This is a genomic window from Castellaniella sp. (assembly GCF_034675905.1).
In the GTDB taxonomy this organism is placed as follows: Bacteria; Pseudomonadota; Gammaproteobacteria; order Burkholderiales; family Burkholderiaceae_B; genus Castellaniella.
In genome coordinates, this window is the sequence record NZ_JAUCCV010000005.1 from 41,781 (window position 1) to 61,965 (window position 20,185).

General features: G+C 62.9%; 14 protein-coding genes and 1 pseudogene. 12 read left to right on the plus strand and 3 right to left on the minus strand.

Annotation, left to right across the window (positions count from 1 at the left end; genetic code table 11):
• Position 1: 1 nt before the first annotated feature.
• The 7 genes from hflC (at position 2) to rpoD (ending at position 8,816) form a co-directional block, all read left to right on the plus strand.
• Positions 2-889, plus strand: a complete 888-nt coding sequence (gene hflC / locus VDP79_RS05880; protein WP_323017289.1) for a protease modulator HflC — start codon at positions 2-4, stop codon at positions 887-889.
• A gap of 75 nt (positions 890-964) precedes the next feature.
• A complete protein-coding gene (locus VDP79_RS05885) occupies positions 965-2,128 on the plus strand; it encodes an ATP phosphoribosyltransferase regulatory subunit (RefSeq protein ID WP_323017584.1) in 1,164 nt (387 codons plus the stop codon).
• A gap of 55 nt (positions 2,129-2,183) precedes the next feature.
• A complete protein-coding gene (locus VDP79_RS05890; protein ID WP_323017290.1) occupies positions 2,184-3,479 on the plus strand; it encodes an adenylosuccinate synthase in 1,296 nt (431 codons plus the stop codon).
• Between the two features lie 150 nt (positions 3,480-3,629).
• Positions 3,630-4,193 (plus strand): phosphoribosyltransferase, encoded by a 564-nt coding sequence (locus VDP79_RS05895; RefSeq protein ID WP_323017291.1) that lies wholly within the window; start codon positions 3,630-3,632, stop codon positions 4,191-4,193.
• A 147-nt stretch (positions 4,194-4,340) separates the two neighbouring features.
• On the plus strand, positions 4,341-4,553 hold the full coding sequence (gene rpsU, locus VDP79_RS05900; RefSeq protein ID WP_323017585.1) for a 30S ribosomal protein S21: 213 nt from the start codon (positions 4,341-4,343) through the stop codon (positions 4,551-4,553).
• Positions 4,554-6,488, plus strand: a complete 1,935-nt coding sequence (gene dnaG, locus VDP79_RS05905) for a DNA primase (protein WP_323017292.1) — start codon at positions 4,554-4,556, stop codon at positions 6,486-6,488. It abuts the gene before it with no gap.
• 117 nt (positions 6,489-6,605) lie between these two features.
• Positions 6,606-8,816, plus strand: a complete 2,211-nt coding sequence (gene rpoD, locus VDP79_RS05910) for an RNA polymerase sigma factor RpoD (protein WP_323017293.1) — start codon at positions 6,606-6,608, stop codon at positions 8,814-8,816.
• A gap of 51 nt (positions 8,817-8,867) precedes the next feature.
• Here rpoD and VDP79_RS05915 read toward each other — a convergent pair whose 3' ends face one another.
• Complete coding sequence (locus tag VDP79_RS05915) at positions 8,868-10,706, minus strand: sigma-54-dependent Fis family transcriptional regulator (RefSeq protein ID WP_323017294.1); 1,839 nt, start codon at positions 10,704-10,706, stop codon at positions 8,868-8,870.
• A 316-nt stretch (positions 10,707-11,022) separates the two neighbouring features.
• Between VDP79_RS05915 and VDP79_RS05920 the strand changes: the two genes are divergently transcribed.
• The gene (locus tag VDP79_RS05920) at positions 11,023-12,549 is read left to right on the plus strand and encodes an aldehyde dehydrogenase family protein (RefSeq protein WP_323017295.1); all 1,527 of its coding nucleotides are present in this window, start codon (positions 11,023-11,025) and stop codon (positions 12,547-12,549) included.
• Between the two features lie 61 nt (positions 12,550-12,610).
• Here VDP79_RS05920 and VDP79_RS05925 read toward each other — a convergent pair.
• Positions 12,611-13,129: pseudogene (locus VDP79_RS05925) on the minus strand (cation:dicarboxylate symporter family transporter); the annotation flags it as partial.
• Positions 13,130-13,165: 36 nt separating this feature from the next.
• On the opposite strand from VDP79_RS05925, the gene VDP79_RS05930 reads away from it, so the two are divergent.
• Complete coding sequence (locus tag VDP79_RS05930) at positions 13,166-15,883, plus strand: sigma 54-interacting transcriptional regulator (RefSeq protein ID WP_323017296.1); 2,718 nt, start codon at positions 13,166-13,168, stop codon at positions 15,881-15,883.
• Here the strand turns inward: VDP79_RS05930 and VDP79_RS05935 are convergent.
• Complete coding sequence (locus VDP79_RS05935) at positions 15,811-16,776, minus strand: helix-turn-helix domain-containing protein (protein ID WP_323017297.1); 966 nt, start codon at positions 16,774-16,776, stop codon at positions 15,811-15,813. The two genes, VDP79_RS05930 and VDP79_RS05935, sit on opposite strands and share 73 nt — an antisense overlap.
• 120 nt (positions 16,777-16,896) lie before the next feature.
• Between VDP79_RS05935 and pobA the strand changes: the two genes are divergently transcribed.
• The 3 genes from pobA (at position 16,897) to VDP79_RS05950 (ending at position 20,180) form a co-directional block, all read left to right on the plus strand.
• On the plus strand, positions 16,897-18,075 hold the full coding sequence (pobA, locus tag VDP79_RS05940) for a 4-hydroxybenzoate 3-monooxygenase (protein ID WP_323017298.1): 1,179 nt from the start codon (positions 16,897-16,899) through the stop codon (positions 18,073-18,075).
• 36 nt (positions 18,076-18,111) lie between these two features.
• Positions 18,112-19,089 carry a PDR/VanB family oxidoreductase gene (locus VDP79_RS05945; RefSeq protein ID WP_416233056.1) on the plus strand — a complete coding sequence of 326 codons (978 nt, stop codon included), beginning with the start codon at positions 18,112-18,114 and terminating at the stop codon, positions 19,087-19,089.
• 92 nt (positions 19,090-19,181) lie between these two features.
• The gene (locus VDP79_RS05950; protein ID WP_323017300.1) at positions 19,182-20,180 is read left to right on the plus strand and encodes an aldo/keto reductase; all 999 of its coding nucleotides are present in this window, start codon (positions 19,182-19,184) and stop codon (positions 20,178-20,180) included.
• The last annotated feature ends 5 nt before the right edge of the window (positions 20,181-20,185 follow it).

Sequence of the window (20,185 nt, forward strand, 5' to 3'; positions counted from 1 at the left end):
GATGCAACGTTTTTTCCCTGCCCTGGTCGGACTGGTCTTGCTGGTCGCCGCTTTGTCCTCGTGCCTGTTCGTGGTGCGGGAACGGGATTCGGCGCTCTTGTTCGCCTTGGGCGAAGTGCGTGAAACCATCACGGAACCCGGCCTGTATTTCAAGTATCCGCCGCCTTTTGAAAATGTGGTCTATCTGGACAAGCGCCTGCAGACCATCGAAACCCGCGACCCGGAACGCATCCAGACCGCCGAAAAGAAGAATCTGCTGATCGATTCCTTCGTCAAGTGGCGCATTGCCGACCCGCGTCTGTACTACGTGACATTCGGCGCCAATAGCGGCGCGGCGGTCGAGCGTCTGCAAGCCCAGATCCGCGATGCGCTGAATGCGGCGGTGAACTTGCGCACGGTCAAGCAGGTCGTCTCCAGCGACCGCGATACCATCATGAAGGAAATCCAGTCCTCGGTCGCCCAGCGGGCCAAGCCCTTTGGCGTGGACGTGGTGGACGTGCGCTTGCGCCGCATCGACTTTGCGCCGGAAATTTCCGAATCGGTCTACCGGCGCATGGAGGCCGAGCGCAAGCAGGAAGCCAACCGCCTGCGCGCCAGCGGCGCAGCCGACAGCGAGCGCATCCGCGCCGAGGCCGACCGCAAGCGTCAGGAAATCCTGGCCAAGGCCTATGCCGAATCGCAGGCCAAGCGCGGTGAAGGCGATGCCACGGCGGCGGCGATCTATGCACAGTCGTACGGCAAGGATCCCGAGTTCTACAGCTTCTACAAGAGCATGGACGCCTACCGTTCGGCCTTCTCCGAATCCGGCAGCACCCTGGTGCTCAGCCCTGATTCAGACTTCTTCCGCTATTGGGACCGCACCAAGGGCGATAAGCCGGCTGCACGCTAAGTCAACCCGGCAAACGGCCTGGCCGGGCGCCGGGCCGTTTTCTTTTGGCTGTGATTTTGGAATGAACCACTCATGATGTCAAACTGGCTATTGCCGGAAAATCTGTCGGACATCCTGCCCGCCGAGGCGCGGCGCATCGAGGAATTGCGCCGGGAATTGCTGGATCTGTACCGCACCTACGGTTTTGAACTCGTGGCGCCGCCGATGGTGGAATACCTGGACTCCCTGATGCTGGCCGATGACGAGGCGCTGCGCCTGCGCACCTGCAAGCTGGTGGATCAGCTCTCGGGCTTGACCATGGGCGTGCGGGCGGACATGACGGTGCAAGTCTCGCGCATCGATGCGCATCTGCTCAATCGTCCGGGGGTGACGCGGCTGTGCTATTGCGGGCCGGTGGTCCATACCCGCCCGGCGGGCCTGACCTCGGATCGCGAGTTGCTGCAGATCGGCGCGGAGATCTTCGGCCATGCCGGTGTGCAGGCCGATATCGAATGCGTGCGCCTGGCCTTGGAGTCGGTGCGCCGCGCAGGCGTCTTGCAGCCGCGCCTGGACCTGAATCATCCCGGAGTAGGGCGAGCGTTGGTGGATGCCGATCCGGCCCTGGCTGATGTGGCCGATATGGTCTTTGATCTGCTCAGCGCCAAAGATGCGCCGGGCCTGGAGGCCTTGTGCCAGGATGTCCACGCCCGCGCCGATACGCTGCAGGCCTTGCGGACGCTGACGACGTTGTACGGGGACCTGTCTGTGGTCGATCACGCCCGTCAGGTGTTGCCGCGCCTGCCCGCCGTGCATGCGGCGCTGGATGCCTTGCACACTTTGTGCACGTCCTTGTCGGATGCGCCCATTGCCATCGATCTGGCGGATATGGGCGGCAGCTACGGCTATCACTCGGGCGTGGTCTTTTCGATTTATGCCGCCGGCTGGCATGACGCGCTGGTGCGCGGCGGGCGCTACGATGGGATCGGCCGCAAATTCGGCCGCGCGCGTCCGGCGACGGGATTCAGTCTGGATCTGCGCAAGCTGTCGGCCGGTCTGCCGGATGCGCAGCGGGCCCGGGCCATTTGCGCACCCTGGTCGGATGACCCGGCCTTGGCTCAGGCGATCAGTGTCTTGCGCATGCAAGGCCATATCGTCATCCAGAGTCTGCCGGGCGAGCCGCAACAGTATGATGAATTCCAGGTGGATCAGGAATTGATCTTGGCAGACGGCAGTTGGGTCCTGCGGCCCGTCGGCGTCTGATGGTATAAACTTACTCGTTTCACAAGGCGGCATGGTGCTGCCACAAGCAAGGCTTATGAGCAAGAACATCGTCGTGATTGGCACCCAGTGGGGTGACGAAGGCAAGGGCAAGATCGTGGATTGGCTCGCCGAGTCAGCCCAGGGAGTCGTGCGCTTTCAGGGCGGGCACAATGCCGGCCATACGCTGTGGATCAATGGTCGCAAAACCATTTTGCGCTTGATCCCGTCTGGCATCATGCATCCGCACGTCACCTGCTATGTGGGTAATGGCGTCGTGCTGTCGCCCGAAGCCTTGCTGGCGGAAATCGGCGAACTGGAATCTGCAGGGCTGGACGTGCGTTCGCGGCTGCAGATTTCTTCGGCCTGCCCGTTGATCCTGCCGTATCACGTGGCGCTGGATCAGGCCCGTGAAGCCCGCAAGGGCGAAGGCAAGATCGGCACGACGGGGCGCGGTATCGGCCCGGCTTACGAAGACAAGGTCGCACGCCGCGCCTTGCGCGTCCAGGATCTGTACGATCCGGCCGTGTTCGATGAAAAGCTGGCTGAAGTGCTGGATTATCACAATTTCGTCCTGACCCAGTATCTAGGGGCCAAGGCAGTGGCGGCCAGCCAGGTGCGTGACCAGGTCATGGCGCTGGCGCCGCAGATCGAGCCCATGGTGGCTGACGTCTCCAGCAATATCCATATCGCGCGCAAAGCCGGCCATAATCTGTTGTTCGAAGGCGCCCAGGGCACTTTGCTGGACATCGATCACGGGACTTATCCCTTTGTGACCAGCAGCAATTGCGTGGCGGGTGCTGCTGCCGCCGGTACGGGCGTCGGGCCGCAAGCGCTGGATTATGTGCTGGGCATTGCCAAGGCCTATACCACGCGTGTCGGTTCCGGGCCATTCCCCACCGAACTGCTGGATGACACTGGCTTGCGCCTGGCCACCGTCGGCAAGGAATTCGGTTCCGTGACAGGCCGCCCGCGCCGTTGCGGCTGGTTCGATGGCGCCGCCATGAAACGCTCGGTCATGATCAATGGCCTGACGGGCCTGTGCATTACCAAACTCGATGTGCTGGATGGCGTGGAGCAGATCAAGATCGGTGTGGGCTATCGCTACAAGGGCCAATTCCTGGATGTGCTGCCCTATGGCGCTCATGCTGCGGCCGAAGCGGAACCCGTTCTGGAAGAAATGGCCGGCTGGTCGGAATCCACGGTAGGCGTCACCGAATACGATAAACTGCCCATCAATGCGCGGCGTTATCTGGAACGCATCGCCGAAGTCTGCGATGTGCCGATCGATATGGTGTCGACCGGCCCCGACCGGCTGGAAACCATCGTGTTGCGTCACCCGTTCCAGGGCTAAAGATTGATGGCCCCTGGTGACGCGGGCCGGTGTCCGCTGAATTGCCCCCCTCAAAGGGGGCTTTTGCCTTGAGGCGGCCCGGCAGCGAAAAGACGCCTGGCCAGTTGCAGTGCTTGATCCTATTTCATACGCATACCACAGGAAAGAAACATGAGTATTCCGCCGAGCACCGACCGCGATCTCTGGATCAGCTGGGAACAGTATCACGCCTTGATCGAGCGTCTGGCTCTGCAGGTGCATGAATCGGGCTGGGCCTTTGACAAAATCCTGTGTCTGGCGCGCGGCGGCGTTCGGGTAGGCGATGTGCTGTCACGTATTTTCGACCTGCCGCTGGGCATTCTGGCAACCAGCAGCTACCGCGAAGCAGCCGGCACGGTGCAGGGGCAGCTGGATATCGCCCAGTTCATCACCATCACGCGCGGCACGCTGGACGGCAAGGTCTTGCTGGTGGACGACATGGTCGATACCGGGCTGACCTTCAGCCGGGTGCGTGATCATCTGGTCAAACAGTTTCCGGGCATCACCGAATTGCGCACGGCCGTGCTGTGGCAAAAGGGTCATGCGCAGGTCCAGCCCGATTACTATGTGGAACAGCTGCCCACCAATCCCTGGATCCATCAGCCCTTCGAGGATTACGACAGCCTGCGTCCGCATCAGCTCGAATCCTGGATCCGCAAGGGTGTGCGCTCGGCATATCCTGATTCAAAGGCATAGATTCCAGCCCTGAAACGTGTTAGAATCTTCTGCTGTCTTATATGATTATTTTTCGGGTTGATTTTCAACCCTAATCCAACCGTGGATGCACCGGTCGCTTTTGTAGTTGCCGACATTCATGATTTTTACAGGCTTTCAAGGATTTACATGCCGATTGTCCGCCTCAAAGAAAACGAGCCCTTCGAGGCTGCCCTGCGGCGCTTTAAGCGCACCATCGAAAAGACTGGTCTTTTGACCGAGCTGCGTTCGCGTGAATTCTACGAGAAACCCACTTCCGAACGTAAGCGTAAGCTGGCTGCTGCCGTCAAGCGCCATTACAAACGCATTCGCAGCCAACAACTGCCGCCGCGACTCTATTGATTGATTCCTGAATCCTTCATCCAGGAACTGCTCGCGCGCGTTGATATCGTCGACGTCGTCGGTCGGTATGTACAGCTGCGCAAAGGGGGCGCAAACCTGCTGGGTTTGTGCCCCTTTCATAATGAAAAAACGCCGTCCTTTACGGTCAGCCCCACCAAACAGTTCTATCACTGCTTTGGTTGCGGCGCACATGGCAGCGCTGTCCATTTCCTGACTGAACACACGGGGGCTCCGTTTCCGGAAGCGGTGCGTACGTTGGCCGCCAGCGTGGGTCTCACGGTTCCCGAGGAGCCCCGCAGCCCGCGCCAGCGGGCCGCCGAACGCGAACGCCGCGAAGAAGGATCTCGTCAGCGCGATGTCCTGCAGCAGGCGCAAGCCCATTATCGGGCGTCGCTGAAGCAGTCGCCCCAGGCGATCTCCTATCTGAAAAAACGCGGACTCAGCGGCGAAATCGCCGCGCGCTACGGCTTGGGGTGGGCGAGCGCCGATCGGCGCGGTCTGGCGAGCGTGTTCGAACACTACGAAGAATCTGCGCTGATCGAGTCCGGGCTGGTCATCGAGGCCGAGGACGGTCGCCGCCATGATCGTTTCCGTAGCCGGGTGATGTTTCCCATCCTGAATACCCGCGGACAGCTGATCGGCTTTGGCGGGCGTCTGATCGAGGCTGGCGAGCCCAAGTACCTGAACTCGCCAGAGACCAGCCTGTTTTCCAAGGGGCACGAGCTCTATGGCCTGTACGAGGCGCGCGCGGGCATACGCAGCGAAGGCTGTGTCCTGGTCGTCGAAGGCTATATGGATGTGGTCGCGCTGGCCCAGTTCGGTTTGAACAATGCGGTGGCGACACTGGGTACGTCCACGACCAGCGCCCACTTGCAAAAGCTGTGCCGCGCCAGTGATCGCGTCATTTTCAGTTTCGACGGCGATGGGGCGGGGCGCAAAGCCGCCTGGCGGGCTTTGCAGGCCTGCCTGCCGTGGGTGGCCGAAGATGTCTCGATGCGTTTCCTGTTTCTGCCCGAGGGGCAGGACCCGGATTCCTATGTAAGGGCTTACGGTGTGCAGGCTTTGCGGGCGTGCCTGGATGAAGCCTTGCCACTGTCGCGTTTCATGCTGGACGAGCTGGGCGCCCGTCACGATCTGCGTGAGGCTGAAGGCCGCGCCGCCTGCGTCCACGAGGCGCGGCCTCTGTTTGCACAGATGCCGGAAGGCGGGTTCCGCCTGCAGGTCGAGCGTGAATTCGCCCAGCAGGTGCGCCTGACGCCGGAAGAACTCAGCCAAATGCTGGCCAGCGGGCAGCCGGCGGCGGCAGCGCCGATTTCTGGGGATGTCCGTCGCGCAGATGGATCGGCTGCCGGTGCGCCGGATCGTCCGGCTCGCCGGCCCTCAGGTGACTGGCAGGCCGGCGCAGCGTCCGGTGAAGAGCCGCCCTGGCTGGCCGAGGGTTTTGCTCAGGGGGGAACGCCTGCGGGTCGTGCCGCTACGGGCCGGGGGCGTCGCTCCCGCGCCAGCCAGCCGCGCACGGTCACGCCCATGGCGCGGCGTTTGTTGCGTCTGCTGTTGGCGCATCCGGCGCTGGTGGACGAGCTGGGCGATCAGCAGCTTGAATTATTGGCCCATCACCCCCATCTGCACATGGTCCGGGAATTGATCGGCCTGGCCAGTGCCTGTGGCGGACGGCATGCCGGCGCTTTGCTGGAAGCGGCTGATCCTGATTCAGACTTGGCTGCGGCGATCCGCGACCTGTCCACCGAAATCCTGACGCAGGAACTGCCAGACCCCCAAGCGGAATGGCGCGACGCTCTGCGGCATATTGAATTGCAGGCGGTGCAGGAACAATGTGATCGTCTGATCGAGGCCGGGCTGACCGATGAAACGCAGCGGCGGCGGTATCAGGACCTCAGCCGCCGGCTGGCCCGCTTGAAGGCCCCGGTGGGATGAATCTTCCTGGCAAGTGCAGTAAACTACATGGTTTTCAATGAGTTGAGCGCCTTCAACGGAATTGTCGACCCGGAATGTTGCCCGACCCGGCAACTGAACTGAGAACGGAAAGAGCACATGACCCAAGCAACTGGCAAAACCCCTGCGGCTGCCAAAAAAACGGCAGCCAAGAAAACCAAGGCCCAGAGCGCCGAGCTCGAGTCCGTGGTCAAGGCGGCCAGTGTGACGGCGGCAGCGCCGGCGACGGCGACGGCGAAAAAGGCCAGCAAGCCCGCAGCCAAGAAAACCGCCGCTAAAAAGGCGGTGGCCGCCACGACGCCGCGCGCGCCCAAGGTCGCCAGCGGGCGTAAACCAGGCCGCCCGGCGAAAAATGCCGGCGGTGATGGCGCCGATTACGCGGATGACGATGCGGATGATGGCGAGGTCATTCCTGATCTGAAGCCCCTGCCCAAACGCGGCGGCAAGCGTGCCAAGGGCGAAAAAGAAAGTCCTTCGCGCAGCCAGATGACCCCCGAAGAACAGGAAGCGCGGCGCAATCGCCTGAAGATCCTGATCAAGCTGGGCAAGGAACGCGGCTACCTGACGTACGGCGAAATCAACGACCATCTGCCCGATGATCTGGTGGATGCCGAAGCCATCGACGGCATCATCAGCACCTTCAATGACATGGGGATCAAGGTCTATGACCAGGCCCCCGATGCCGAAACCCTGCTGATGAGCGACAACGTGCCTTCGGCCACCAGCGACGACGACGTCGAGGACGAGGCCGAAGCCGCCCTGACCACGGTGGATTCCGATTTTGGTCGCACGACGGACCCGGTGCGCATGTATATGCGCGAAATGGGGACAGTCGAACTGCTGACGCGCGAAGGCGAAATCGAAATCGCCAAACGCATCGAAGACGGTCTGAAGCACATGGTCATGGCGATTGCCGCCTGCCCGACCACCGTCAATGAAATCCTCGACCATATCCGCCGCGTGCGCGATGGCTCCGCTCAGATCGACGAAGTCGTCGATGGCCTGATCGACGAGGAAGGCGAAGACTACGCGGGTTCCGGGGTGACGTCGGATGATGATGACGGCCCGGCCGGCGGCATGAGCAGCAAGCAGCTGGAATACCTGCGCACCAAGGCCTTGAAAAAATTCGACGTGGTGGAATCCTGGTTCGACAAGATGCGCTTGGCGTTCGAGGGCGAGGGCTACAAGTCCCCGGCCTACATCGAGGCCCGCGAAGCCATTCATGCTGAGTTGATGGGTGTGCGCTTTACCGCGAAAATGGTCGAGCGTCTGGCTGATGCGCTGCGCGTCCAGGTCGCCGAGGTCCGTTCCCACGAACGTGCCGCCATGTCCATCTGTGTCACCCGTGCCGGCATGCCCCGGGCGTATTTCATCAAGTCCTTTCCGGGCAATGAAACGAATCTGGACTGGGTCACCCAGGAAATCGCCGCTGCCCATCAGTATTCTGAAACCCTGGAACGCCACGCCCCCGCCGTGCTGGAAGTTCAGCAGAAATTGATCGAGCTGCAGCGCAGCGTCGTATTGCCGCTGAAGGACCTGAAAGACGTCAACAAGCGCATGGCCACTGGCGAGGCGAAAGCCCGCAAGGCCAAGCGCGAAATGACGGAAGCCAACCTGCGGCTGGTGATTTCCATCGCCAAGAAATATACGAATCGCGGCTTGCAGTTCCTGGACCTGATCCAGGAAGGCAATATCGGCCTGATGAAGGCCGTGGATAAATTCGAATACCGGCGCGGCTATAAATTTTCCACGTATGCCACGTGGTGGATTCGTCAGGCCATCACGCGATCCATCGCCGATCAGGCCCGTACGATCCGGATTCCGGTCCATATGATCGAAACGATCAACAAGATGAACCGGATCAATCGCCAGATCCTGCAGGAAACCGGCGCTGAACCCGATCCCGCGACCTTGGCGCAAAAAATGGACATGCCGGAAGACAAGGTCCGCAAGATCCTGAAAATCGCCAAAGAACCGATTTCCATGGAAACGCCCATCGGCGACGATGACGATTCCCACCTGGGCGATTTCATCGAGGATACCGGCACGGTGTCGCCGTCGGATTCGGCGCTGCATGGCTCCATGCGCGACGTGGTCAAGGAAGTGCTGGATTCGCTGACGCCGCGCGAGGCCAAGGTCCTGCGCATGCGCTTCGGTATCGAAATGAGTACCGACCAGACTCTGGAAGAAGTCGGCAAGCAGTTCGATGTCACACGTGAACGTATCCGCCAGATCGAGGCCAAGGCTCTGCGCAAGCTGCGCCATCCCAGCCGGGCGGACAAGCTGAAGTCCTTCCTGGAAGGTCAGTAAACCGTCTGCTGGTAGAGCGTTGACACGGGCCGCCCTTTGGGGCGGCCTGTGTCATTTCAATCGGCGATACAGGGTGCTGCGGTGGATGCCCAGCCGGCGCGCAGCCTGAGCCATATTGCCGGCGCATTCCTGCAGCACCTGCCGGATCGTGGCCTGTTGCACATCCTGCAGCCGCCGCGAGCCGGAAGAGCTTGTCGGCGTGAGTGTTGCGAGGGCCACCGCCGTCGCCGTCGCGGCGCTGCATGGTTCAAGCGCTTCGTTGGCTGTCAGATCAGCCGGCAAGTGGGCAGGCAGGACGGGTTCCTGCGTGGGATATTGGCAGCGCAGCCGCCGCAGGACGCTGCGCAGTTCGCGGTAATTGCCTGGCCAGGCGTGCGCCGCCAGCAGGGCGGCGGCGTCGGGGGCCAGCTGCCCGCCCAGCGCCTGGTATTGCGTATCGATGAACCAGGCCAGATCGGGCCGCTGGCGCAGGGGCGGCAAGGTCAGTGGCATGTCTTGCAGCCGGTAATACAGATCTGCGCGGAACCGGCCCTGATCGACCAGGGCTTTCAGGTCTTGGTGGCTGGCGCTGACCAGGCCGAAGTCCAGCGGAATGCGTTTTTCCGACCCCAGCGGCTGGACCTCGCGTTCTTGCAGTACCCGCAACAGGCGGGTCTGCAGGCCCAGCGGCATGTCGCCGATCTCGTCCAGGAACAGAATGCCTTGATGCGCCTGCCGCAGCAGACCGCGAGCGCCTTCCCGGCGGGCGCCGGTGAAGGCGCCGCCTTCGTAGCCGAACAGTTCGGACTCGATCAGGTGTTCAGGCAGTGCCGCGCAGTTGATGGCGATAAAGGCGCCTTGTCGACGGCCGCTGTGGGTGTGGATGTGCCGCGCCAGGACTTCCTTGCCCGTACCGGTTTCGCCTTGCAGCAGTACGGCCAGACCGCTGTCGATCGCCCGGACGCCCTGTTGCAGCAAGGGCGCGTGGAGGGCATCCGGCTGGGGCAGTGTATCGGGAAGAGGAGGATGAGCCGGGCGATGGCTGTCGGCATTCAAAGACACCAGGGGCCGGGCAGGCGCGTGCAGGCGAGCGTTCAGGGGCTGGCCGTCATGGCGGTGCAGGCGGGCGTTGCGGGTTTGCCAGGCCCCGTCTATCCATTGATTGCAAGGCGTGCCGATCAGCTGCCAGTCGGCGCCAAGCGCGCGTAGTGCGGCCTCGTTGGCGCCTGCGATGCGGGCATCGTCGTCCAGCAGCAGAATGGCGAGTGCGCTGTCGGGCCCTGCTTGTTCGCCAAGGTGGAAGTCAAGCCGCCGCAGCGGGCTGCTGAACAAGATCTGATTGCTGATGCCTTGGGCCAGGCTCTGCACCAGCGGTAGCGCGTAATGGCATAGCGCATCGGCGGGGCCGGAGAGATCCAGGATGCCCAGGATTTCCCCTGTGGCGGAAAAGATCGGCGCGGCATGGCAACTGAGGATGCTGTTGCGGGCCAGGAAGTGTTCGGCGCCGTGCACGCGCACGGCGTGGCCGTCATGCAGCGCGGTGCCGATGGCGTTGGTGCCGCGCCGGGATTCGGCCCAGCTGACCCCTGCCTGCAAGGCGATGCGCTGCGCCTTGTCGAGGAAGCCCGGGTTGCCGCGTTCGTGCAGGATCAGACCGCTGGGGTCGGCCAGGACGGCGATGCCGTTGGTCGATCCGACCAGGGCGCCCAGAGCGCTCAGGCTGGGTTCTGCGTATTGCAGCAGCGGTTGGTGGGTTTCGATCTTCAGGCTGAGGTCCGCGCGGGGCAAGGGGTCTGGATCGACCAGCAAGCGCGGGTCCAGGTCGGCGCAGCGGGACCAGGACTGATGAATGCGGGCAGCCGCCTGAGCGCGGTTGTCGGGAGCGAGAACAAGTGGCGGTGAATGCTGCATAGGGGCGTCTCCGTCCGGATTGCGGCGCATGTGATGCATGATGACGCACCGCTGTCGCAAAATGCAGGGGAAATTGTCGCAATATGCGACAAACCCCTGTTTTTAAAGCAGGTTCTGATTCAGTATGCCACTGCTGGCAGCGTAAGGAAAGCCCGACGTCCTGCCGTGATCAGCGGGGCTGCCACTGATCGGTACGGTGTGCCGATGCGTACTTGGCATGGTCCTTGCTTGAAGAAGATCAGGCGCTGGTGCATGGTGCACCGGACAGGGCAAGGCCCCGGCAACGGGACGAGGGCCCCGGATCAAGGAGACAGACATGGACATGACCGACCTGAAACACTTTGGGATCGACATCGGCTTCCCTTATAAAAAACACTACGAGAACTACATCGGTGGACGCTGGGTGGCGCCGGCTGCTGGCAACTATTTCGATAATCTGTCGCCGATCACCGGCCAGGTGTTCTGCGAGGTGCCACGATCCGATGCCGCCGACGTCGAAGCGGCGCTGGACGCAGCCCATGCCGCCCGCAAGGCCTGGGGCGAAACATCGGCGGCCGAGCGCGCCGGCGTGTTGCTGCGCATTGCCGATCGCATGGAACAGAACCTGCGTTTGCTGGCGGTTGCCGAAACCATCGACAACGGCAAGCCCTTGCGCGAAACCATGGCGGCGGATTTGCCGCTGGCCATTGATCACATGCGCTATTTCGCCGGCTGCATTCGCGCCCAGGAAGGCGGTATTTCCCAGATCGACAACACCACCGTGGCCTATCATTTCCATGAACCCATGGGCGTGGTCGGCCAGATCATCCCCTGGAACTTCCCTCTGTTGATGGCTGCCTGGAAACTGGGGCCGGCATTGGCGGCGGGCAACTGCGTGGTCATGAAACCCGCCGAACAGACACCGGCCTCCATTCTGGTGCTGATGGAGTTGATCGGCGATCTGTTGCCGCCGGGCGTCTTGAATATCGTCAACGGTTTCGGCAAGGAGGCCGGAGAGGCGCTGGCGTCCAGCAAGCGCATCGCCAAGATCGCTTTTACGGGTTCCACGCCGACGGGCAAGCACATCCTGCATGCGGCTGCCGACAATCTGATCCCCAGCACGGTGGAACTGGGCGGCAAGAGCCCGAACATCTTCTTTGCCAATATCATGGATCAGGACGACGCCTTTTTCGACAAGGCGCTGGAAGGCCTGAGCATGTTCGCCCTGAATCAAGGCGAAATCTGCACCTGCCCGTCGCGCATCCTGATCCAGGAATCCATCTATGAGCGTTTCATCGAGCGAGCCGTCAAACGGGTGGAATCCATGAAGGCCGGCCATCCCCTGGATGCAGGCACCATGCTGGGCGCCCAGGTGTCCAAAGCGCAGATGGACAAGATCCTGGGCTATATCGACATCGGGCGCGGCGAGGGCGCCCGTTGCCTGACCGGAGGGGCGCGCAATGCGCCGGGAGCGGGGCTGGACCAGGGCTTTTATGTCAAACCGACGCTGCTGTTCGGTGAGAACAGCATGCGGGTGTTCCAGGAAGAAATCTTCGGCCCCGTCGCAGCGGTGACGACCTTCAAGGACGAGGACGAAGCCATCGCCATCGCCAACGACACCGATTACGGCTTAGGGGCGGGAGTCTGGACGCGCGACGGATCGCAGGCCTATCGCGTGGGGCGCCAGGTGCAGGCCGGCCGGGTGTGGACGAACTGCTTCCACTTGTATCCCGCACACGCGGCTTTCGGTGGCTACAAGCAGTCCGGTATCGGGCGCGAAACCCACAAGATGGCGCTGGGCGCGTATCAGCAGACCAAGTGTCTGCTGGTCAGCTACAGCCCGAATGCCTTGGGTTTCTTCTGATCGAGGCACTTGCTGCTTGCTGCGTTGCGCACGACCCCGCCCTTTGGGCGGGGTTTTTTGTCTATGCCGCCTGAGCGGTATCGGTGGCCTGGGCGGTCTGCCCGATGGCATGGGCGTGTGCGCCGGTGTCCAGCGGGATTGAGCTGTCCGCCAACGCGACATCCAACTGATGCTTGTCCAGTTCGCCTTCCCAGCGCGCCACCACGATGGTTGCCGTGGCGTTACCGACCAGGTTGGTCAGGGCGCGGCATTCGGACATGAAGCGGTCCACGCCCAGAATCAGCGCCATGCCGGCCACCGGGACCGAAGGAACGACCGACAGCGTGGCCGCCAGCGTGATGAAGCCGGCGCCGGTCACCCCGGCGGCGCCCTTGGAACTGAGCATGGCGACCAGCAGCAGCAGGATCTGGTCTCCCAGCGTGAGCGGAATGTCGCATGCCTGGGCGATGAACAGCGCCGCCATGGTCATGTAGATGTTGGTGCCGTCCAGATTGAAGGAATACCCGGTAGGGATCACCAGGCCGACCACGGATTTCGAACAGCCGGCGCGCTCCATCTTTTGCATCAGAGTGGGCAGGCCGGGGCGCAGCTGAGTCTGGCCGCCTTGGGACACAAGTTGGCAAAATTCCAGGCTATCCCCCAGGTGCTGGCCCAGGATACGGCGTTGATAGCCACGCTGCAGGCGCCGTCGCTGGCGGCCCAGGATAGGCTGAGCCAGCGGCTGGCTGTGTTGGCCGAAGACCTGGGGGCGGCCGCCCTGTACGTCATGCAAGCTGATGGCGAGACGGTGGCGGCCAGCAACTGGCGGCAGCCGGACTCCTTCGTGGGTCATGATTACCGATTCAGGCCGTACTATCGGGATGCGCTGGCGTTTGGCGAAGCGGCGCATTTTGCCCTGGGCACCGTCAGCCGCGAGCCCGGGCTGTATCTGTCCAAACGGGTCGATGGCCCGGGCGGACCCTTGGGTGTGGTGGTGCTTAAAGTGGGCTTTCAGGATCTGGAAGCCGCCTGGGCGCGTAGCGGCGTACCGCAGTTCGTGACGGATGCCCGGCAGGTGGTGCTGCTGGGCTATCCGCAGGATTGGCGCTATCGCGTGATGCGCGTCTTGCCGGCGGCTCAGCTTGCCCAGGTGCGAGAAAGCTTGCAGTTCGGCGAGGCGCCGCTAAGCCCCTTGCCGCTGGACCCGCCGTTGCCGGACGGCATTGAATATCCGGCATTGATCGTGCGCCTGACGACCGCGGCGGCTGGATTGGATCGTGGCACCCTGTTGTTGCAGGTCAGCCAGGCCGTCCCGCGCATGGCAGGATGGCGCCTGCATCTGTTGCGCCCCGTCTCGGTCCCTCTCAGGCAGGCTGCCTGGATGGCTCAGGCGCTGGTGCTGTTGGCGCTTGTCTTGTCGGCGGCGGCGGTCTGGGGGTTGATTCGTTGGCGCCGTCGTGCCGCCCGTTCGCAGGCTGCGCGCCAGGCGCTGGAAGCCCAGGTGGCGTCGCGTACGCGCGCATTGCGCGACAGCCATGCACGGTTGCAGGCGGAAATGGATGAGCATCGCCGCACCGAGTCCCGGTTGCACGAGATGCAGGATGAGCTCGTCCAGGCCAATCGCCTGTCGCTATTGGGGCAGGTGGCGGCGGGCGTGGCGCACGAAGTCAATCAACCCTTGGGGGCGATCCGTACCTATGCGGACAATACGGCGGAATTCCTGCGGCGCGGTCAGCTGGACCGGGTGCAGAGTAATCTGGCATCCATCATCCGGTTGACGGAACGGATCGATGGGATCACGCAGGAACTGCGCGCTTTTTCCCGCAAGCGGGCTACGCATGTCCAAGCCGTGTCCCTGGATGATGTTCTGGCGGGCGCGCTGATGCTGATCGGTCCGCGTCTGGGGCGTCAGGGAGTCGTTCTGCAGGATCTTCGGGCGGGGCCGTCCCCGTGGGTGCGGGCCGATGCCATGCGGCTGGAACAGGTTTTCGTGAATTTGCTGCATAACGCGCTAGAGGCGCTGGACCTGCAGGGTGTCGTCGTGCGGGCTTTTGACCGGGCGCAGGCGGCACTGGATTATCTGACGCCTGACTTTGCCGGCGTGCTGGTGACGGATGTGCGCATGGGCGATATGGATGGCCTGACGCTGTTTCGCCATGTGCGGCGGCTGGATGCCGATATTCCGGTGATCCTGATCACCGGGCATGGCGATATTGAAATGGCGGTTGGGGCGATGCGGGAAGGCGCCTACGATTTCTTGTCCAAGCCCTATCCGCCCGAGCGACTTCTGGCGGCTATCCGGCACGGTGTGGCTCAGCGCCGCCTGGTGCTGGAAAACCGCCAGCTCCGGGCCCGCGCGGTGCCGCCCGATGCGACGTCGATGCTGATGGGCAATGCGCCTGCGATCATGCAGATCCGCGACTTGCTGCGCCAGGTGGCGCAGGCCGATGTCGATGTCCTGGTGCAGGGTGAAACGGGCAGTGGCAAAGAAGTGGTTGCCCAGGTGTTGCATCAACTCAGCCATCGGCGTCCAGCGCCTTTCACCGCCATCAATTGCGGCGCACTGCCCGAAGCAGTGATCGAAAGCGAACTGTTCGGCCACGAGGCGGGGGCCTTTACCGGGGCGCAGAAGCGCCGGATCGGGCGGATCGAACATACCGATGGCGGGACGCTGTTTCTGGATGAAATCGAGAGCATGTCGCCAGCCATGCAGGTGCGCCTGTTGCGTGTGCTGGAAACCCGTCAGGTCACTCCCTTGGGGACCAATGAGCAGCGGCCGGTGGATGTGCGGGTGGTGGCGGCCAGCAAGGCGGACCTGGCGGCGCCTGCTTTGCAGTCACCATTCCGTCAGGATCTGTATTACCGGCTCAATGTCGTGACGGTCCGGATTCCGCCGCTGCGCGAACGCCGCGAGGACATCCCCTTGTTGTTTACCCATTTTGCAGCGCGCGCTGCCGCCCGCTTCGGTTGCGTGGCGCCGTCGGCGGATGCCGATGTGTGGCGGCGCTTGATGCGCCACGACTGGCCGGGCAATGTGCGGGAACTGGCCCATGCGGCGGATCGTTTCGTTTTGGGCGTGCCTCTGCTGTCGGCGGATGCCGCTCCGGGCTTGGACGATATGACCGGCAGCTTGCCGGATCGCATGGACCGCTACGAGGCGGCCTTGATTCGCGATACCTTGCTGGAGCAAGGGGGCGACATCAAAGGGACGCTGGCGGCTTTGGGTCTGCCGCGCAAGACGCTGTATGACAAGCTGCGTCGCTACGGGATAGACCGTCAGGCTTATGTGCGTTCCTGCGCCGCCGAGGCGCAGCCGAGCGGCGAACACTTGGATGGTTCGGTTGCGGCATCCTGATGGGCGTTTGGATTGGCGCGGCGCTGGATGTCCTGCCGGAAGCCGCGGGGGGATTGTCCGGCCGCCTGGCGGAAAAAGCGCGTGAAGTGCGCCGGTTCCGAGAACCCCAGGGCATCTGAAATCTCGCTGATCGTCATCGAGGTGTAGATCAGGCTGCGGCTGGCCTCCAGCGCCAGGCGTTCGTGGATCAGTTGCAGCGGCGTCTTGCCGGCATGGGTGCGGGCGATCAGGTTCAGGTGGGTGGTGCTCAGCCCCAGCTGCCGGGCGTACCAGGCCACGGCATGCTGGCGGCTGTGGGCCTGTTCCAGCAGTTCACCGAAGCGGGCATAGTGCTGCAGCCCCCGGTCTGTCTGTTGGCGCGGGGCGCCATCGCCGGAGCGGCTGCGCAGGCGCGTATAGAGCAGTGTCAGCCAAGCCTCGATCTGGGCTTCCCGGAAGGGCTGGCGCGCCGCGTACTGGGCATTCAGGTGGGCGCAGGCCTCGTGCAGGCCGGCGCCGTGTTCCCCGGACAAGAACCGATGCAGCACGGGGTGGGACGGCGGAGCCGCCGTCGGGCCGAGCCGTTGCGCAAGCTGTGCCAGCAGCGTGTTGGTGATCGTGATGACATGACCCGTGCAATCTGCATCGAATTCAAACCCGTGCACATAGGCCTGGGGAACTTCGACGGCCGCCGGCCCTTCGATGGCGGGGCGATCCTGATCCAGACTGACGATCGCACGCCCCCGGTGCAGATACAGAATCTGATAGAGGCCGGCATGCCGGTGAGGGCGGATATGCCAATTGTGCAATCTGCTGCGAGACGCAATGGTTTCGCAGTGCAGCATTTCTGCCATTGGCCATTCTGCTTGTTCGCCGTATAGCTGGAACAGGGGAGCATGCTGAAAATAGTTCATATTGGCAATTCTATGCTTGAAAAGGCCATTCTCAAACAGACCTGAAGCATTCACCATGTGATGTGCATGCCGGACTTGTTTGAGCGCCATGAGGCGCCTGGTGCCGGCCGGAGGAGCGTCATGAAAACACAAGTTGCCATTATCGGAGCCGGCCCGTCGGGGCTGCTGTTGGGGCAGTTGCTGCATCGTTGCGGAATCGACAATGTGATCCTGGAACGTCACACCCCGGACTACGTCCTGGGCCGGGTGCGGGCGGGCGTGCTGGAATACGGTTTTGTCGACCTGATGCGCGAGGCCGGCGTCTCCAGGCGTATGGACGCCGAAGGGCTGGAACATGATGGGTTTACGCTGGCCTTCCAGGGACACCGGCAGCGGGTCGACATGATGGCGCTGACCGGCAAGTCGGTGCTGGTCTACGGGCAGACCGAACTCACCCATGATTTGATGGATGCCCGGCAGGTCAGCGGGGCGCCGATCTACTATGAAGCCACCGATGTACAACTGCACGATTTCCTGGATGGAAAGCCGCGCGTCACTTTCATGTACGAGGGGCAGCGCAAGACGCTGGATTGCGACTATATCGCCGGCTGCGATGGTTTTCATGGCGTATCGCGCCAGTCCGTGCCGCAGGATCGCATTCAGAATTTTGAACGCGTCTATCCCTTTGGATGGCTGGGGCTGCTGACCGAGACGCCGCCAGTCGAAGACGAGTTGATCTACGTGCACCATCCGCGCGGCTTTGCCCTGTGCAGCATGCGCTCGCATACGCGCAGCCGCTATTATCTGCAGTGCAGTCTGGCCGAGCATGTCGAGGACTGGTCCGATGACCGGTTCTGGACGGAGCTGTCCGCCCGTCTGCCCGAAGACGTAGCTGCCAAGCTGCAGACCGGTCCGTCGTTTGAAAAGAGCATTGCTCCTTTGCGCAGCTTCGTTGCGGAACCCATGCGTTTCGGCCAGCTCTTCCTGGTGGGGGATGCGGCGCACATCGTGCCGCCTACCGGGGCCAAGGGCCTGAACCTGGCCTCCAGCGACGTCTACACCCTGTATCACGCTTTGCGCGGCGCCTGCCTGGACAACCGTCCTGACTTGCTGGATCGCTATTCGGAAATCTGCCTGCGCCGCATCTGGAAAGCGGAACGCTTTTCCTGGTGGATGACGTCTTTGATGCACGCGTTTGATGGGGATGCCTTCAGCCAGCGCATCCAGCAGGCGGAACAGAACTACTACACCAGCACCCAGGCGGGCCTGACCACCATTGCGGAAAACTACGTCGGCTTGCCCTACGAGCCCGTCGTGTGATGGCGGCTGGAGGATCCGGGCGGCATTTGCGCGATAATGGCCGCCATGGATACTTCACTGCTGTCGGTTCGCGTGACCGCCAAACGCCAGGTGGCGCAGGACACCATCTGCCTGGAACTCAGTCCTCTGGATCAGGCCGGCCTGCCGGCATTCTCACCCGGAGCGCATATCGACGTCTATGCGCCTGGCGGGTTGATCCGCCAGTATTCGCTGCTGAACGACTGCAGGCAGCATGCGCATTACCGCATCGGCGTGCTGCGCGAAGCCCAGTCACGTGGCGGCTCGGCAGCGCTGCATGATCGCGTACAGGTCAACGATATTCTGCAGATCAGTGCGCCGCGCAACCGCTTTGCCTTGGTGTCTGCCGCCCGCAGTCTGCTGTTTGCGGGCGGGATCGGGGTGACGCCTTTGCTGTGCATGGCCAGGCAGCTGCAGACGCAGGGGGCGGATTTCGCCTTGCACTACAGCAGCCGGACGCGTGCACGGGCGGCGTTTCTGGACGAGGTCCAGGCGCTGCCCGGGGCTTGCGCCCATGTGTACTTCGATGATGAACCGGTGCTGCATCTGGATGCGGCGGCGGTGTTGGCGGGCGAGGGCGCCGGCACGCATCTGTATGTCTGCGGGCCAGCGGGCTACATTGATTTCATCTGCGCTCAGGCGCGTGCCGCAAGCTTTGACGAGGCTCGCATCCATGTTGAACACTTCGCGCTGGATGCGGCGGACCGCCCGGCGATCACGGATCAGGATGTGGCGTTTCAGGTGCAGCTGGCCAGTACCGGCGAACTGTTTGACATCCCCGCCGATGAGTCGATCACGTCTGCCCTGGACCGCCAGGGGGTATTCATTCCTGTTTCATGCGAAGAAGGCATCTGCGGCACCTGCCTGACCGGCTTGCAAGAAGGCATCCCGGATCATCGCGATACCTACCTGACCGACGAGGAGCATGCGGCCAATGACCAATTTACGCCGTGTTGCTCGCGCGCCCGGACGCCGCTGCTCGTCCTGGATTTGTGATGAACAGGGAAGGCTCATAGCAAGTCGTTATAACTGCTAGTGCCGGGCTCGGGCTTACCCCGCGCCGGTATTCTGGGGATAATCGGGCCACTATGACGCAGACACGTATGATCGCCGGCATGCCGGTGTTTCCGATCGGCCTGGGCTGCATGGGCCTGAGCCATGGCTATGGCCAGGCGGTCACGCCGGAACAGGCGCAAGCCCTGCTGTTGAGGGCGCTGGACCTGGGCGTGACGCTGTTCGACACGGCGGCCCTCTATGGCTTCGGCCACAACGAAGAACTGGTCGGCCGGGTGCTGTCGCCCCATCGCAGCCGTTTCTTCCTGGCCAGCAAATGCGGCATCTTCAAGGAAGACGGCAAGCGCCGCATTGACGGCCGCCCCGAGACCCTGCGCCGCACCTGCGAGGATTCGCTGCGCCGCCTGCGCACCGACGTCATCGACCTGTATTACCTGCATCGTTGGGATAAAGCGGTACCGATCGAAGACAGCATCGGTGCGTTGGCTGATCTGGTGCAGGCGGGCAAGATCCGCCATATCGGCTTGTCCGAGGTCTCTGCCGCTACCTTGCGCCGGGCGCATGCGGTGCATCCCATCGCAGCGGTGCAAAGCGAATATTCCCTGTGGTCACGCAATGTCGAGCTTGCCGTGCTGCAGGCCTGTCGCGAACTGGGGGCTGCCCTGGTGGCCTTCAGTCCCTTGGGGCGAGCGTTTCTGGCCGATGGCCTGTCGTCCGCCGCGTCGCTGGCCGATACGGATCTGCGCCGCAACATGCCGCGCTTCCAGGCGGATGCGTTTTTGCGCAATCAGGCCTTACTGGCGCTGCTGCGGGATCACGCCCGGGAACAGGCCTGCACGCCGGGTCAGCTGGCCCTGGCATGGTTGTTGCACCAAGGGCCGGACATCGTCCCGATTCCGGGAACGACGGATCTGGCGCATCTGCAGGAAAATCTGGCGGCGGTGAATGTGACCCCGGACGATGCGCTGTGCGCCGAGCTGGCTGCGCATTTCCGCCATGACCGGATTGCGGGAGACCGCTACGGGCCGGCGACATTGGCTGAAATCGATACCGAATCGTTTCCGCTGGCCTGAGCCGC

Coding starts and splice junctions, on each gene's coding strand:
- hflC (WP_323017289.1), top strand. CDS start 2: ATGCAACGTTTTTTCCCTGCCCTGGTCGGACTGGTCTTGCTGGTCGCC.
- VDP79_RS05885 (WP_323017584.1), top strand. CDS start 965: ATGTCAAACTGGCTATTGCCGGAAAATCTGTCGGACATCCTGCCCGCC.
- VDP79_RS05890 (WP_323017290.1), top strand. CDS start 2,184: ATGAGCAAGAACATCGTCGTGATTGGCACCCAGTGGGGTGACGAAGGC.
- VDP79_RS05895 (WP_323017291.1), top strand. CDS start 3,630: ATGAGTATTCCGCCGAGCACCGACCGCGATCTCTGGATCAGCTGGGAA.
- rpsU (WP_323017585.1), top strand. CDS start 4,341: ATGCCGATTGTCCGCCTCAAAGAAAACGAGCCCTTCGAGGCTGCCCTG.
- rpoD (WP_323017293.1), top strand. CDS start 6,606: ATGACCCAAGCAACTGGCAAAACCCCTGCGGCTGCCAAAAAAACGGCA.
- VDP79_RS05915 (WP_323017294.1), bottom strand. CDS start 10,706: ATGCAGCATTCACCGCCACTTGTTCTCGCTCCCGACAACCGCGCTCAG.
- VDP79_RS05920 (WP_323017295.1), top strand. CDS start 11,023: ATGGACATGACCGACCTGAAACACTTTGGGATCGACATCGGCTTCCCT.
- VDP79_RS05935 (WP_323017297.1), bottom strand. CDS start 16,776: ATGAACTATTTTCAGCATGCTCCCCTGTTCCAGCTATACGGCGAACAA.
- pobA (WP_323017298.1), top strand. CDS start 16,897: ATGAAAACACAAGTTGCCATTATCGGAGCCGGCCCGTCGGGGCTGCTG.
- VDP79_RS05945 (WP_416233056.1), top strand. CDS start 18,112: ATGGCCGCCATGGATACTTCACTGCTGTCGGTTCGCGTGACCGCCAAA.
- VDP79_RS05950 (WP_323017300.1), top strand. CDS start 19,182: ATGACGCAGACACGTATGATCGCCGGCATGCCGGTGTTTCCGATCGGC.